Annotated in this window: 10 protein-coding genes; 4 read left to right on the top strand and 6 right to left on the bottom strand. The window is 70.8% G+C overall.

Features of this window, described 5'->3' with window-relative positions; genetic code table 11:
• Positions 1-88: 88 nt before the first annotated feature.
• The 4 genes from ACFYRH_RS19435 to ACFYRH_RS19420 are packed head-to-tail and all read right to left on the bottom strand — an operon-like array spanning position 89 to position 5,745.
• Positions 89-3,202 (bottom strand): chromosome segregation ATPase, encoded by a 3,114-nt coding sequence (locus ACFYRH_RS19435; protein WP_387776603.1) that lies wholly within the window; start codon positions 3,200-3,202, stop codon positions 89-91.
• Complete coding sequence (locus tag ACFYRH_RS19430; RefSeq protein WP_387776600.1) at positions 3,199-3,867, bottom strand: hypothetical protein; 669 nt, start codon at positions 3,865-3,867, stop codon at positions 3,199-3,201. Before ACFYRH_RS19430 ends, ACFYRH_RS19435 begins: the two co-directional genes overlap by 4 nt.
• Positions 3,860-4,558, bottom strand: a complete 699-nt coding sequence (locus ACFYRH_RS19425) for a hypothetical protein (RefSeq protein ID WP_387776597.1) — start codon at positions 4,556-4,558, stop codon at positions 3,860-3,862. The genes ACFYRH_RS19430 and ACFYRH_RS19425 overlap by 8 nt, the downstream gene beginning before the upstream one ends.
• Complete coding sequence (locus tag ACFYRH_RS19420) at positions 4,555-5,745, bottom strand: hypothetical protein (RefSeq protein ID WP_387776594.1); 1,191 nt, start codon at positions 5,743-5,745, stop codon at positions 4,555-4,557. Before ACFYRH_RS19420 ends, ACFYRH_RS19425 begins: the two co-directional genes overlap by 4 nt.
• Positions 5,746-6,172: 427 nt before the next feature.
• Between ACFYRH_RS19420 and ACFYRH_RS19415 the strand changes: the two genes are divergently transcribed.
• The 4 genes from ACFYRH_RS19415 (at position 6,173) to ACFYRH_RS19400 (ending at position 9,125) form a co-directional block, all read left to right on the top strand.
• A complete protein-coding gene (locus ACFYRH_RS19415) occupies positions 6,173-6,976 on the top strand; it encodes a TrmH family RNA methyltransferase (protein ID WP_387776591.1) in 804 nt (267 codons plus the stop codon).
• 55 nt (positions 6,977-7,031) lie between these two features.
• A complete protein-coding gene (locus ACFYRH_RS19410) occupies positions 7,032-8,012 on the top strand; it encodes a GDSL-type esterase/lipase family protein (RefSeq protein WP_387776588.1) in 981 nt (326 codons plus the stop codon).
• A gap of 107 nt (positions 8,013-8,119) precedes the next feature.
• Complete coding sequence (locus ACFYRH_RS19405) at positions 8,120-8,773, top strand: maleylpyruvate isomerase N-terminal domain-containing protein (protein WP_387776585.1); 654 nt, start codon at positions 8,120-8,122, stop codon at positions 8,771-8,773.
• Positions 8,766-9,125 carry an iron chaperone gene (locus ACFYRH_RS19400; protein ID WP_387776582.1) on the top strand — a complete coding sequence of 120 codons (360 nt, stop codon included), beginning with the start codon at positions 8,766-8,768 and terminating at the stop codon, positions 9,123-9,125. Before ACFYRH_RS19405 ends, ACFYRH_RS19400 begins: the two co-directional genes overlap by 8 nt.
• A 508-nt stretch (positions 9,126-9,633) precedes the next feature.
• Here ACFYRH_RS19400 and ACFYRH_RS19395 read toward each other — a convergent pair.
• Entirely contained in the window at positions 9,634-11,328 is a 1,695-nt protein-coding gene (locus ACFYRH_RS19395; protein WP_387776579.1) for an SWIM zinc finger family protein, read from the bottom strand.
• Positions 11,321-14,161 carry a DEAD/DEAH box helicase gene (locus ACFYRH_RS19390; RefSeq protein ID WP_387776576.1) on the bottom strand — a complete coding sequence of 947 codons (2,841 nt, stop codon included), beginning with the start codon at positions 14,159-14,161 and terminating at the stop codon, positions 11,321-11,323. The genes ACFYRH_RS19395 and ACFYRH_RS19390 overlap by 8 nt, the downstream gene beginning before the upstream one ends.
• Positions 14,162-14,216: the final 55 nt, after the last annotated feature.

Genomic DNA, 14,216 nt, shown 5'->3' with positions numbered 1-14,216 from the left:
CGACCCGACGCTGGATGCGAGATCCCAGGTATCACCGGCGTGCCCACGTGGAGCTCATGTCCATGCACTCCACAAGGCCCTGCGACAACTACGTGAGCGTCGGCTCCAACGTCGGCGTCGAACCGCGGTACGACGTCATCCACTCGCGCAGCAGCTCGACCCGGGACGCGTTGTCCTCGTTGCCCTTCACCACCGGAGCCTGGTTGTACGGCATTGTGTCGGAGCTGCGCCTGAGCTTCACGTACAGCCGGGACGACGCGAGTGCGTACCGCTCCATGTCGTCCTGGAGTGCGCCGATGACGGTGATGTTGCGGTCGCGGCCGATCTGCTCGAACAGGGCCACCGCCTCGCGCCGGTGCTGCGAGCCGAGGTTGCGGCCGAGCTCGTCGAGGATCAGCAACAGCGGCCGGTCCGATCCGCCGGCGAGCGCGGCGGCGCACACCAGCTTGACCGCCTTCTCGTCCATCTGGGCGGTGTTGCCCTTCACGTTGAACGCGGAGAACGGGCCGCCCTCGGAGCGTCGCCACTTCGGTGTCACCGTCCAGCGCCACGGCTTGTCGGGCTCGGCCGGCGGGTCGGGTTCGGGGAATTCGAGCTTCGCGCCGTACCCGCCGTACTGCTGGTCGAGGCGGTCGAACTCCTGTGACACCAGGCGAAGCCGGGCTTTGATGCCGTCGGCAAGCGATGCGCGGTGCGCGCGGGCCGTGCTCTCCGCTTCGCCGAGTCCCTCGCGGGCCCGCTCGAGCGCGGCGTTCCGCTCGGCGCGCTGGCTGGCGATCTGCTGTTGCTGCAGGCTGTCGAACGTCTCGTGCTGCGCGAGGTGACTGCTCAGCGTCCGGTGCAGGGCCGGCACCAGCCCGACGCGGTCGCCGAGCGTGCCGTTCGTCCAGCCGTCGGGGCCGTTCAGGATCTCCCACAGCTCGGTCGGGATCTCCTCCCGCGAGCGGGCGTTCGGGAAGCAGCGGCGGATGACATCGTCGAGCTGGGTGCAGGCCTGGTGGTTCCAGTCGGCCGTCGTCCGGCGTTGCGCATCGTCGGGCAGGCCAACGATGAACTCCGCGGCCTCCGCAGGTGTCCCGCCCCACGCCGTGGTCCGCGTGGTGAGGTCGAGTGCGGTCTGCTCCTCGATCAGGGTGAGCCGGCGACCCGTCAGGTCGTCGAGGATCCGGTCGTGGTCGCGGCGGGTCGCCTCCAGGTTCTTCAGTCGCTCGTCGCGGACGAGCTGCTGCCCGGCTGCGGTCTCGGCCGACTCCTTGGCCGCCTGGAGCCGCGGCGCGAGCGAATCGCGGTCCGACTCGTGCCGGTCGACGGTCTCGCGGAGCGCGAGAATCTGTTCCTGCACCGACTCCGCGTCGGCGAGCGCGCGAGCGGCCGCCGTACGGCGTTCTGCCTGGTCGACCCGGGAGCGCGCCTGCTCGAGCGCGGCGGATGCTTCGGCGCGGGCTTCGACCGCCGCCTCGACGCGGCGGCGCGCAGCCTCGATGCGCGCCGTTCGGCCGGTGATCGGTTCGTCGAACTGTCCGACCGCGACCACACCGGCGACGTCGTCGATGTTGTCCTTGGTCGCGCGCTCGCCGATCGTCGCGAAGAACGCGTCCAGCTCGAACCGTTTGTCCGCCGACTTCGGCCCGCGCTTCGTGGATGCCTTCTTGTTCGCGCCGGGCCGATTCGCCAGCACCAGCAGGAATCCGGCATACCCGGCGTCGGCCAGCGCGGTCGACGCCACGGCCGCGTCACCGGCGTCGATGACAACAGCTTCCCGGTACGGCGCGAGGCGCGGCTCCCACTCGGCGCGGTCAGCGTTCGGCAGCTCGGTGATGTCGGTCAGCGCACCACACTCGATGCCCGCGTTCTCCAGGACCTGCTGTTGCGGCGCGGACACGGTCTGCCCGCTCTCCGCCTCGCGCAGATCCGCTGTCGCGTGTTCGACCGCGATCCGGGCCGCGTGGTCCTGGCCGATGTGCTCCTCGAGGACCACGCGCGCCTCGGCCTGCTCCGCGCCGGCCGCGGCGAGGTCGCGGCCGTCCGCCGAACGACCCGCCTCCAGCAGCCGCCGATGCTCCTGACCGAGCCGCTCCAGCTGCTCACGCACCGAACGCTGCGCCAGGTCCAGCTCGCGGTCGCGGGCGTCCAGCTTGTCCCGCTCCTGGCGGGTGAGCTGGACGTCCCGGAGCATGCCCTCCTCGTTGCCAAAGGCATCGATCTCGGTCTCGATCGCTTCCTTGCGGGCCTGCTGCTCGGCGACCCGCTCGTCCAGAACGGCAAGCTCCTGGACGATCTCGTCGTTCCGCGCGGCGCCGTCGATCAGGTGCCGGGCCGAACGCGCCTGCCAGGACTCCTTCGCGGCGGCGAGGGCCTCACGGGCCGCCGCGCGCTGCAGGATGCCGGCCTCGACGGTCGCCATCTCCTGCTCCCAGCGCTGCAGGTCCGCGGCCGCCTGCTTGGTCGCCTCGCGCTGCGTGTGCTCGGCGGATCGGTGCGCCTGCTCCTGCTCCAGCTCGTGGTCGAGACCGGTGAGGGTAGCGATCGCGTTGAAGATCCGGGCCGGGCCGAGCTCGTTCAGCGGCTCGGCGAGCAGGTTCGCGGTCGGGCTCGAGCGGACCGACGTGGACAGGAACGAGACGCAGCGGACCTGACCGCCGTACAGCACCTGGGAGAGCTTGTTGGCGTGGAAATCGGTGCGGCCGTTCGAGTGCGGGAGGGCGGCCCACAGTGCGTCGGCGCCAGCGGCGCGCTCGGCCTCGGTGGCGCCGTACGGGATGTGCAGGCCCTGTTTCCAGCGCAGATCGAGGTACGACGCCTTGCGGTTGATGCGGATCCAGACGGTCACAGCGGCCGCTTCGATCTCGTCGAGATCGGTCAGGTCGGGGTCGGAGAAGACACCGACGATGTAGCCGCGGTCGACGTTCGACCAGTTGCCTTCCTGGCCGGCGGCCTCCGCGGTGAACAGCAGCTCGGCCGCGCCCGGGGCACCGCTGGTGAGGCGCCACTGGTCGTCGGCATGCAGCAGACTGAGCGCCGCGATCCAGGACGACTTGCCGGCGCCGTTGGAGTCGGTCGGGCCCTGGCCGGCGACCGTGATCAGGCCGCGGCCGATCATCGGGATCGGATGCGTGGACAGCCGCGACAGGTCGACGACCTGAACGCCGAGCAGCACCTTCGACCCGAGGATGTCGAACGGCCCGTCTTCCGCAGCGCTCACGCGTCGTCTCCCGTCGTCGTCACTACTTCTGCTGGACCGCCGTTGCGCGCCCGGATGGCTTCGGCGATCGGGCTGGCCGGAGCGGCCGCGAGGATCAATTGGTCCTGCAACCGGCGGCGCGCGGCCGGTGTGAGGCGTTGCAGCTGCGGACCGGGGATGTACGACGGCCCGCCCGAGTGATCGCCGGACAGCTGGATCAACCCGGCGGCGCGGAGTCGCTGCAGCGCCAGGCGCCGCTCCTCGCCGCTGATCCTGGTGGTCCGCAGCTCGTCGACCGTCGTCGGGCGTGCGGACTGCCAGCTGTCGCCGGTGAGGATGCCCTCGCTGCGCGGGATCGCGACGGAGTGGATCAGGACCAGAACCAGCACCGCGCGATCGACGACCGACAACGGCTGCCACCCCTGCGCGGAGAGGCTCGCCGCGATGTCGTCGTCGTACCCCGCGGTCCAGTGGGTGCCGTCGACGTGGACGAGGGTGCGCCCGATGAGCTTGAGCATGCGCTGCACCTGGCGGCGCAGAGTCACGTCGCGCAGGCCGGCGAGCTGTACTTCGGGGACCGGGTGCGCGGCATACTGCACCGCGCTGAACGCGGCGAGCACCTCGTCACGCGACCGATCGCTGAGGTCTTGGAGCAACGAGTCGAACAACGCATGCTGCTCACTCATCCAGAACCTCCACCTCGCCGGTCGGCGCGTCGCCGGTCCGGGTCTTACCCGTCCGAGTCCCGTCGGGTCGCGCCTCATGCGGCGCCGCCTCGTCCGACGAGTCGGGGAGGGCTTCGGCGGGCTCGGGGTCTGGGTGGTGGGCCGACAGAACTGCGGGTGGTGGCTCGGGGAGGTGGCGACAGAGGTCGCGGAGGGCGGAGAGGTCGGCGGCGGTCCAGGTGACGACCCGGGGGCCGAGTCGGACCTCGGCGTTCTTCTCGTCCCAGCGGATCCAGTGCGTGGCGTGCAGGCGACGCAGGCTGCCGATGATCAGGGTGAGATCGCTCGACTGCTCGGCACGCCCGCGCATCCCGGCGTACACGGACCTGATCTGCGCGAGGGTGCCCGTCGTACCAGGCCAGGCCGGTGCGCTGCGGTCGGTCCAGCAGCAGGCGACGCAGATCGCGAGCAGGCGGGCTGTCTCGTTCGGCTGCTCGACGGCGACCGGGGGAGCGCCGAGCTCCTCAAGTACGCCGTGGCCCGCGCCGGACGGGAGCGTCGGCACCAGCCAGACGGTCGCGCCGTCCGGAGCAGCAGCCCGGGTGAGACCGGCGACGGCCGGGGTATCGGGGTCGACCTCGAGCGGACCGGCGGACTGCACCTTGGCCCACCAGAGCGCGTTGTACAGCCGCCGCTCGACCGCCTCGCTCATCGCGTCACCCGGCGGAACACGCCCTCGGTGGCCCACGGCGTCCCCGCCGTCGGGTCGATTCGCATCCCGTCGGACCAGACCAGCTCGTAGTCCAGTTCATCGTGCAGATGCGCCGCGGTCAGCTCCGCCAGCACGCGGCGCGCGGTGATCCAGTCACCGGCCTGGTCGATGACCTCGACGATGTCCACCGAGGGGCGGCCGGCCAGCACCCGGTCGGCCTCGGCGCGCAGGTCCTCGCGGTCCGTCGCGGCCGCGGACTCGGGCGCCTCCGCGTCGGCGGTCGGGCGTGGTGGCGCCATCCGCGCCGTACCGCTGCGGCGTCCTGTCTCCACTGCCTCGACCATTGTCTGTGCGGAGAAGTCCGGCGCGGCGGCATCGAACAGCAGACCGTCGAGTACGGCGGCCAAGGTCTCCGGCTCGCTGCCTCGGGTGAAGGTCAGCCAGGTCTCGATCGGGAGGAGGCCGAGCGCCCGCGTCGTACCGGCTCGCTCGACGAGGCGGCCGGCGGCGAGCTGGACGGCGTCGGCGTACGCGGCCAAGGCCATGCGGAGCGAGGTGCAGTCGCGGTGTAGCTCGGGCCAGCGGTCGAGGACGAGCCGGTGCACCTTCTCGGCCTGCTCGATGAGGCGTTCGTTGCCCCAGGCGAGCTGGGCGTTCTCCCGGAGCTGGGCTGTCGTGCTGGTCGAGACCAGGATGGCGAGTTCGTTGCCGAGCAGGCGGAAGACCTTGGTCAGGCGGCCGATCGAGGCGCTACCGTCGTCGGCGGTTGCCTGCGGGTCGCTGACGCTGTGCGCCTCGAGGGTGAGCAGCTGGTGCAGCTCGGCCTGACCGCCCTGGACGGACATCCGGCGGAGGAACATCAGCATCACGTACGGCGCGAAGGCGGCGCGGTGACGCAGCTCGTTCGGACGGTCGACCAGTTTGGTGATCGCGCCGTACTGCCGGAGGACGTCGAAGCGGCGGACGATCACGTCGTGCGGGTAGGCGCGGCAGGCGAGGGTGGCTTGCTCCACGGTGAGGCCGTCGCTGCCGGCCTCGGCGAACGCGTCCAGGATCGCCTGGTCGACGTCCAGCAGGTCGGGGTCGACGATCATCGCGCCGGCCTCGCGGGCGAGCACGGCGAACACCTGACGGTAGACGCGCAGCACAGCCGCTTCGGCTTCGGCGTCGAGCAGTGTCGCGTCCATCCGCACTCCCTCCCGTGTGATAGCAACCGCGGCTACCAGAGGAAAGGACTCTAACCACCGCCGCCGACAGACCAAAACTGACGCTCGCCCGGGCTGTGGAAAACGCGCTGGGGTGCTTGGGGTCCGTCGACGGACCAAGACTGACGCTCGCCCGGGCTGTGGAAAACGCGCTGGGGTGCTTGGGGTCCGTCGGCAGACCAGCTCACGCCCACCCGGCTGTGGGAGATCCGGGTGGTGCGCGTGGAAAACCGGGTGACGGAGGTGTTGGGGGTGTTTAGCATCCGGGGTGTGATGAGAATCCTTGGCTGACGCGGTCGGGAAGGCCGCGTCAGTACCACGGCGCCTCGAAGGCGTCGCCCCGCCGGTGCGGGCCCTGTCGCAGGGTCCCCGGCGCGCTTGCTGATTCTCTCCGTTCGGAGCTCTGCACATGACTGTGCATCACGCGCGTTCCATCGGCGCGCAACACCCCCGTGTCCGTGACCTGCTCACCCTGCGGAAGGACGGTTCGCCCGGCCGCATCATGGTCGAGGGAGCCTGGGAGCACAACCGCCTGCTCACCACGGCCACCACCATCGACACGTTCTTCTGGTGCCCCGAGGCGGGCACGACAGACCTCGATCCGATCGTCGAACGGATCGCCGCCCGCGCCACCGAGGTGTACCGCATCTCGGAGAAGCTGCTCGCCCGCCTCTCCCGCAAGACCCGGTCCGACGGCCTGATCTCGATCGCCCGCATCCCCGACTGGCAGCCGCACCTGCTGCGCTTCACCAGCCGGTCCCTGGTCCTGGTCGCCGACGGCGTCGAGTACGCCGGCAACCTCGGCACCCTGATCCGGACCGCGGACGCCGCCAACGCCGACTGCCTCGTCCTGACCAGTCGCCGCGCCCGCCCGACCCATCCGGCCGTGTACTCCGCGAGTCGCGGCACCGTCCTGTCCACTCCGATCGTGGAGTTCGACGACATCCCGGCCGCGGCGGACTGGCTGCGGAGCCACCGTTTCCGCGTCCACCTCGCGGACCCCGCCGCCACCGGCACCTACCGAGTTCCGCAGTACGACGGGCCGACGGCGTTCGTGGTCGGGTCGGAGGGCTCGGGACTGTCGAGGCAGTGGCATGCGGAGGGGTTCGACGCGGTGTCGATCCCGATGCTCGGGCACGCGGACTCGCTGAACGTCGCGCTGTCCGCGGGCATCCTGCTGTTCGAGGCGCGGGCTCGGAAGGAAGGGTGGTGACGCGCCAGGCAGAATGTCCGGGATTGGCGCCGCCGTCGACGAAGAGGAGCAAGTCGTGCCGTTCGAGCCTGGCGAAGTGGTCGCCCCGTCCGATCCGCGCATCGTCCTGGAGGGACAGTGGGGACACCAGCCCGGCGTCGCGGTCACCGTGAACTCCGGGTCGCGGATCTCGTTCTCGTACGCCGGTGAGCGGCTGCAGTTGCTGTTCGACACCGACGGCCTGACTGTCGCGCCTCACCTGTGGATCACGCTCGACGCAGGCGAACCCGAGTTGCACGTCATCGACGAGCCGGTCGTCGAGCTGTCCGCGCCGGACGGCCGGCACCAGGTGACGGTCGCGGTGAAGGACGTCAACGAGCACGCGAACCGGTGGAACCCGCCGTTCGAGTGCGCGGTCGTGTTCGCCGGGCTGGTCCTCGACGCGCGGTCGGTACTGCGGTTGAGCGGCCGGCCGAGCGGCCCGCGGCTCGAGTTCTACGGCGACTCGATCACCCAGGGCGTGCGGTCGCTCAGCACCCACCCCGAGTCCGAGGGCGCGGACGGTACGACGTCGTACGCGTATCTGACCGCGCAGGCGTTCGGCGCGACGTCGTACCAGGTCGGGTTCGGGAGTCAGGGGATCAGCAAGCCGGGGAACGGCGAGGTGCCGGCCGGTGTGGACTCGTTCGGCTGGAACTTCGCGGGCTCACCGGCCGAGCGGGTCGAGCCGTCCGAGGTCGTCGTCATCAACCTCGGCGTGAACGACCCGACGCTGGAGATCGACGAGTACGCCGGCTACGTACGCCGGGTGCGTGCGGCGTACCCCGAGACGACGATCGTGTCGCTCACACCGTTCAACGGGAAGCACGCGGAAACGATCCAGGCGGCGGTGAAGTCCCTCGACGATCCGAACCTCGTCTGCATCGACTCGACCGGCTGGATCACCGAGGACGACTGCACCGACCTCGTGCACCCGACGGTCGCGGGCCACGCGAAGATCGCCGAGCACCTGGTCGCCGAGCTGGAGAAGCACACCACGCTGCGCCGCCGCGGGTAACCCGCTCTTCCTTCTATCTATGACAAAAACGGGCTCCGCGCAACAGACTGTTCTTCGTCCAGCCGGACCGTCACACTGAGTGGCGGAATCCGGCGAAAGGACCAGGAATGGTGACGGCGGAAGACCTCGAAGTGGCGACCGACTGTGTCGTCGACGCGCTCCGGCCCGCGACGGACGCGGACTGGAGTGTCCCGGCCGGCTCGCTCGAGTGGAGCTGCCGGGACACGGCTCAGCACATCGGGCAGGCCCATTTGCATTGGGCTTCGCAGCTCGTGGTGGGGGCGCGGACGCAGTACGTGCGATGGTCCGCGCGGCCGCAGGAGCTGGCTCCACCGGCCGGCGTCCTCGACTTCGTGGAGGCGGCCGGGCGGATCCTCGCCTGCGTGGTTCGCGCCAGTCCGGCGGAGACCCGAGCCTTCCATCCGTATGGGTACGGCGATCCGGAGGGGTTCGCCGGGATGGGGTGTGTCGAGATGCTGCTCCACGGACAAGATCTGGCGACTGGTCTCGCTTGCTCGCTGGAGCCGCCGGCCGGGGTGTGTGAGCGAGTGCTGACGCGGTTGTTCCCGCACGAACCGCGAGTCGCCGACGACGCGTGGCTGGAACTTCGGCGGGTGACCGGGCGCGCCGTGGTCCCGGGTGCTCCCGCGCGAGATTCGTGGAAGTGGCGGTCGACGCCACTGAACGAGCCGTGGGACGGGTCCCCGACGCCGGAGCCGATGCCGTTCGTTCCGCTGACGGAGAGGCAGTCGAATGGCTGAGAAATTCGAGACGGTCGACGAGTACATCGCGTCGTACCCGCCGGAGGTCCGCGAGGTGCTGGAAAAGGTACGGCGGACGATCCACGCGGCCGCGCCCGGGGCGGGGGAGAAGATCAGCTACCAGATCCCGACGATCACCCTCGACGGCAGCGCTCTGATCCACTTCAGCGGCTGGAAGTCGCACATCGCGCTGTACCCGATCCCACCCGCTGACGAGACCCTGACCGCGGCCCTCGCGCCGTACCGCTCGGGCAAAGGCACGCTCAAGTTCCCCCTCGACAAGCCCATCCCGTACGACCTCCTCACCCGCGTGACCCAGGCCTTCGTCACCGCCCGCAAGAATCAGGAGTAGGCGGTTGCGATGGCGCGTGGTGACTGGGGATCGGGCGCATCTCGTCGTACGGCGTCGACCTGACCTCTGCGGCCGCCACATGTGGTGACTGGGGACAGGAAATGGTGTCTGGGGACCTGGTATTGCCTGTGTCCGGACACCATTAGGGTCCCCAGTCCCGAGAGCTGGCGGCTGATTCGGCGGATATGGCGGGTGGCTGGTGCCGGGGCGGTGCGGATGGTGCGGCTAGGTGCGAGCTCACCTGCGGTGTGTGTCGGCGCGTATGACGTCCTGCGGCCGCCGCTGGTGGTGACTGCGGACAGGGAATGGGGTCTGGGGACCTGGTATTGCCTGTGTACAGACACCGTTGGGGGTCCGCAGTCCCGACGGCTGACGGCTGACGCTGACGGATGACGGCCGATTCGGGGGATGTGGCGGGTGGCTGGTGCCGATGGCGGTGCGCGAGGTGCGGGTGGTGCGGGTGGTGCGGCCGCTGCGGGAGCTGAGGGTTTGGCGCGTGCCGGGGAGCTTAGAGGAGGTCTTGGGGGTTTGGGGCGGGTGGGCGGGTGAGGGTCCAGTCGTTGAACTGCTGGTCGAAGCGGTACCAGAGGTTGTCGTGGCCGAGGCGGAGTTGGAGTTTGCCGGTGGTGACTCGGTTGGCTTCGGTCGTGGCGGTCGGGAGGACTTCCAGGGCTTCGGCTAGGGCTTCTGGGGTGACGTCGTGGGGTGGGTCGACGGTCACGGCGAGGCCGCCGGGGCCGGCTTGGCGCCAGGCGGTGGCCCAGGTGGTGAGTTGGCGGGCCGAGATGCCGGCGCGGTGCGCCAGGTCGGCGAGGGTCGGCGTACCGAGGACGTCGGCTGCTCGGCGGGCGAGGTCCTGCTCGAACGTCAGCGTGAGGCCGCCGTCGCCGTCGCCGGAGGCGAGCTCCCAGGCTCGGCGGGCGGCGTCGGTTGCGAGCGCGACGAGATCACGTACGTCGACGCCGGACGAGCGCGGTGGATCCAGGACCTGCACCGCCGCCGGCACGCCAGGCGCGGCGAGAGGCCGCGGCGGGGTCGGCACCGGAACCACACCAGCAACCCGCCGCACAGCGCCGCCCCCTGCCCCCGGCTCACCGCTCGACCCGTTCTCACCATGCGACCCGCCGCTCGACCCGGGCTCGCCGCTCGACCCGGGCTCGCCATTCGGCCCGCCGACTGCCCCAGGCTCGCCGCTCGACCCGCCGACTAACCCGGGCTCGCCGCTTGCTCGAGTGGCCGATTCGGGCTCGCCGCTTGCTCGGCTGGCTGGCCCGGGCTCGCGGCCCGACCCGTTCTCGCCATTCGACCCGCCGACTGACCCGTTCTCGCCATTCGACCCGCCGACTAACCCGGGCTCGCCGCTGGGTGACGCGGGCTCGTCATTTGGTCCGCTGGCTGGCTTCGGCTTGCCGGTGGGGTCGCTGGGTGATGCTGGTTCGCCGGCTGGTGCTGTCGGCGCGATGGGTGGGTCGGCTGACGTGGAGGTGGTAGGTGCTGGGGGTGTGGAGAGGTGGCGGGCGAAGGCGGCTATGGCTGGGATGCCGGGTGGGGCGGGGGTGCGGGGTGGTGACGTTGAGGGTGCGGTCGTGGATGCGGCGCGGCGGGAGCGGAGGCTGGTGAGGAGCTCGTCCTTGGGGCGGCCGCGGAGGAGCAGGAGGGCGAACGGATCGTCGTCCAGCGCATCGGCGATCAGGTAGCAAACGGCCGCGGAATGCTTGCACGGTACGGCGAAATCCGGGCACGTGCAGTGCGTCAGAACCTCACCAGCCCCGGGCAGCAGGTCCAACCCAGCGGCGCGGACGTCGTCCACGACCTCGGGCGGCAGCTCGCCGTCGAGCAACGCCGCGACCCGCCCGATCTGCGCCGACACGATGGCGAGTACGGCGTCCCACTCGGCACTCCCGAACGCCTGGACCCGCACCGTCACCTGGTACGGCGTGACGCGGCTGCCCTGGACGACTGCCTCGACCTCGCCAGGCTTGACCGTCAGCTCCAGCACACTGCCGCGCCGTGCGTACGACCGTCCCCGCGACAGCCGCCCCGGATCCAGCCGGGCCCGTTGCTCGAGCGCCTCCAACCACGCGCGCCCCCACCACGTCGCTCCGAACGACCGCCGGCTGCCCGGTCCCTTGGCCGCGGGCAACCCCGCGTCCTCGCCCGTACGTCGCCAGGTCTGCCAGGGCACCCGGTCCTCGTCAGGCATCGGATTTCCCAACAGCAGAAGGGTTGTACGCACTCGCCGACCCCGACTTGGCCGGACCGGTCGACAGCTCGACCAGCTCGGTCAGCTCCGCGTCGGACAGCTCGCTCAACCACGCCTCGCCGGACCCGACGACCGCGTCGGCGAGGTCGCGCTTCGCGTTGATCACCGTCGAAATGCGGTCCTCGAGTGTGTTCTCGGTGACGAGGCGATGGACCTGCACCGGCCGGTCCTGACCGATCCGGTACGCACGGTCCGTCGCCTGATCCTCGACCGCCGGATTCCACCAGCGGTCGTAATGCACGACGTGCGTCGCCCGCGTCAGCGTCAAACCGACCCCGCCGGCCTTCAGCGACAGCAGGAACACCTGCGCCTCACCGGACTGGAACTGCTCGACGAGTTGCTCGCGCTTCCGCACCCCGATCCCACCGTGCAGGAACAACGACTTGACCTGCCGCGCCGCCAGATGCGCCTCGATCAGGCGGCACATCTCGACGTACTGACTGAAGATCAGCACCGACTCGCCCTCGGCCAGGATCACGTCGAGCAGCTCGTCGAGCGCGGCGAGCTTGCCCGAGCGCCGCTCCAGCGGGCCAGGCTCGTGCAGGAACTGTGCCGGGTGGTTGCAGACCTGCTTCAGCTGCGTGAGCAGACTCAGCACCAGCCCGCGCCGCGCGATGCCCTCGGCCGACTCGATCTTCGCGAGCGTCTCCTTCGCGACTGCCTGGTACAGCGTGGCCTGCTCGGTGGTGAGCGGTACGACGACGTCGCGCTCGGACTTCCGCGGCAGCTCGGGGGCGATGCCCGGATCGCTCTTGCGGCGGCGCAACAGGAACGGTCGCGTGACCCGGGCGAGCCGCGCGGTCGCCTCCTCGTCGTGGAACCGCTCCACGGGTACCGCGACGTCGTGGCGGAAGCGATCGAGGGTCCCGAGCAGACCTGGTGCGGACCAGTCGAGGATCGACCACAGCTCGGAGAGCCGGTTCTCCACCGGGGTGCCGGTCAGCGCGATTCTGGTTGCTGACGGCAACGTCCGGAGTGCGCGGGCGGTGCGCGACAGCGGGTTCTTCGCGTGCTGCGCCTCGTCCGCGACGGCCAGGCCCCACGCCACCTCACTGAGCAGACGGTGGTCCTGACGTACGACGCCGTACGTCGTGAGCACGACCTCGTCCGGGGCCAGGTCGCTGAGGGTGCGGCCGGCACCGTGGTAGCGCCGGGTCGGTACGCCGGGGGCGAATCGCTCGAACTCGCGCTCCCAGGTGCCGAGCAGGGTCGACGGGCAGACGACCAGCGTGGGGCCGCGGCGCTCGAGCTGGAGGTGCAGCGCGATCACCTGGATCGTCTTGCCCAGACCCATGTCGTCGGCGAGGCATCCGCCGAGGCCGAGGTTCGCGAGCTGCGCCATCCAGGCGACGCCGCGGCGCTGGTAGTCGCGGAGGGTCGCGCGGAGGCCGATGGGGTCGGTGAACGGGGCCGGCTCCTCGGCTGCGCGGAGCCGGGTCAGCATCGCGGCGAGCGAACCGTCGGCGTCGAACGGTACGAGCTCGCCGTCGATGTCGATGGTCCCGGTCAGGGCGGCTCCGAGCGCTTCTGCGCCGGTGAGTTCGCGGGTAGTGCCGGCGCGGAGTCTGCGGACGACGTCCTGGTCGACGCGGATCCATCGGCCGCGCATCCGGATCATCGGGCGCTTCGCCTCGGCCAGCGCGGCAACCTCGGCCTCTGTCAGGTCCGCGCCGTCGAGGGTCGGGCGCCAGCGGAACGCGACAAGGTCGTTCAGGCTGAAATCGGGGCCGGTGATCGCGCCGGGGGTCGGTGTGGCGACGGTGCCGCGGACAGCGAGTTCGCCGGCGAAGAGTTCGGTCGGCCAGAGGACCTCGATGCCGGCGCCTTCGAGGGCGGTGCTGCCTTCGGCGAGCTCCTCCAGCGCTTCGTCGTCGATCGGGACCTCTTCAGGGGCCGCGTCGCGCAGCGCGGAACCGAGCGGCGGCCAGACCCGCGCGCCGCGGCGGAGAGCGAGCAGGAGGTCGGTCTCGGCACGTTCCCCGAGCGCGGTGAGGACGGCGGCGGGGGCGTTCCACAGGTCCGCGACATCCACCAACAAACTCGGATCCACGCCACTCCGCAACTGCAACACCGCCCGAAAACTCTCCACATCACCCACTTCGTCATCCTCGTCGGATGAGCCGGGCGGTTCGATGCGGAGGACCAGGCGGGCGCCGGCTTGTTCGGCCAGGGCGGTTTCCTCCAGCCAGGTTGTCGGGCCGGGGAGGGGAGTGGGGTCGAGGGCTGCGAAGGGGGAAGCGCCGGGGCGGGTGGCGACGGCTGCGGCGGGGGTGCGGACCAATGAGTCGGCGAGCGCGTCCCAGAACGCGCGGACGAGCTGCTCAGGGTCGACCAGCCGCACCGGCCGAGTGCCTTCGATCGGGAGTGCATGCCCGTACGCCGGCATTGCGGCGCTCAGGTTGCGCAGCCAGGCGCGGTCGAGTGGATCGAGGGGCGCGACCCGCCAAGCGGCGTACCCTTCCGGACTCCGATCCGGGACCAGGCGCCCACGCCCGATCAACACCAGCCCGGCAAGCCCAGCCGCCCGCCAAGCGTCCCAACTCCCTGCCCCCTCCGCCGCACCGTCGGTCTCATCGGCGGCGGTCAGCCGGGTCAGGACCTCGTCGATGCGCAGCAGGCGGGCGGGGACCGTCGTACGTCGGACGGTGCTGCCGCGCGGGAGGACCAGGTCCACCGTCCCGTCCGCCGTCTCGCCCGCGGCCGGCAGGTCGCCGTACAGCGCCAGCCGCCCCGCGCGGGGCGGGTCGGCGGGGACGAAGACGGCGTCGAGCATGCCCTGCACAGTACGCCGGACCGCCGACAGTCCCGTGCTTGACCTGAACCAACGT

Origin of the sequence: Kribbella sp. NPDC004875 (assembly GCF_042873375.1) — a bacterium.
Taxonomy (GTDB): Bacteria; Actinomycetota; Actinomycetes; order Propionibacteriales; family Kribbellaceae; genus Kribbella.
Note: the sequence above shows the minus strand (reverse complement) of the source record. Positions and strands in the feature narration are given on the sequence as shown.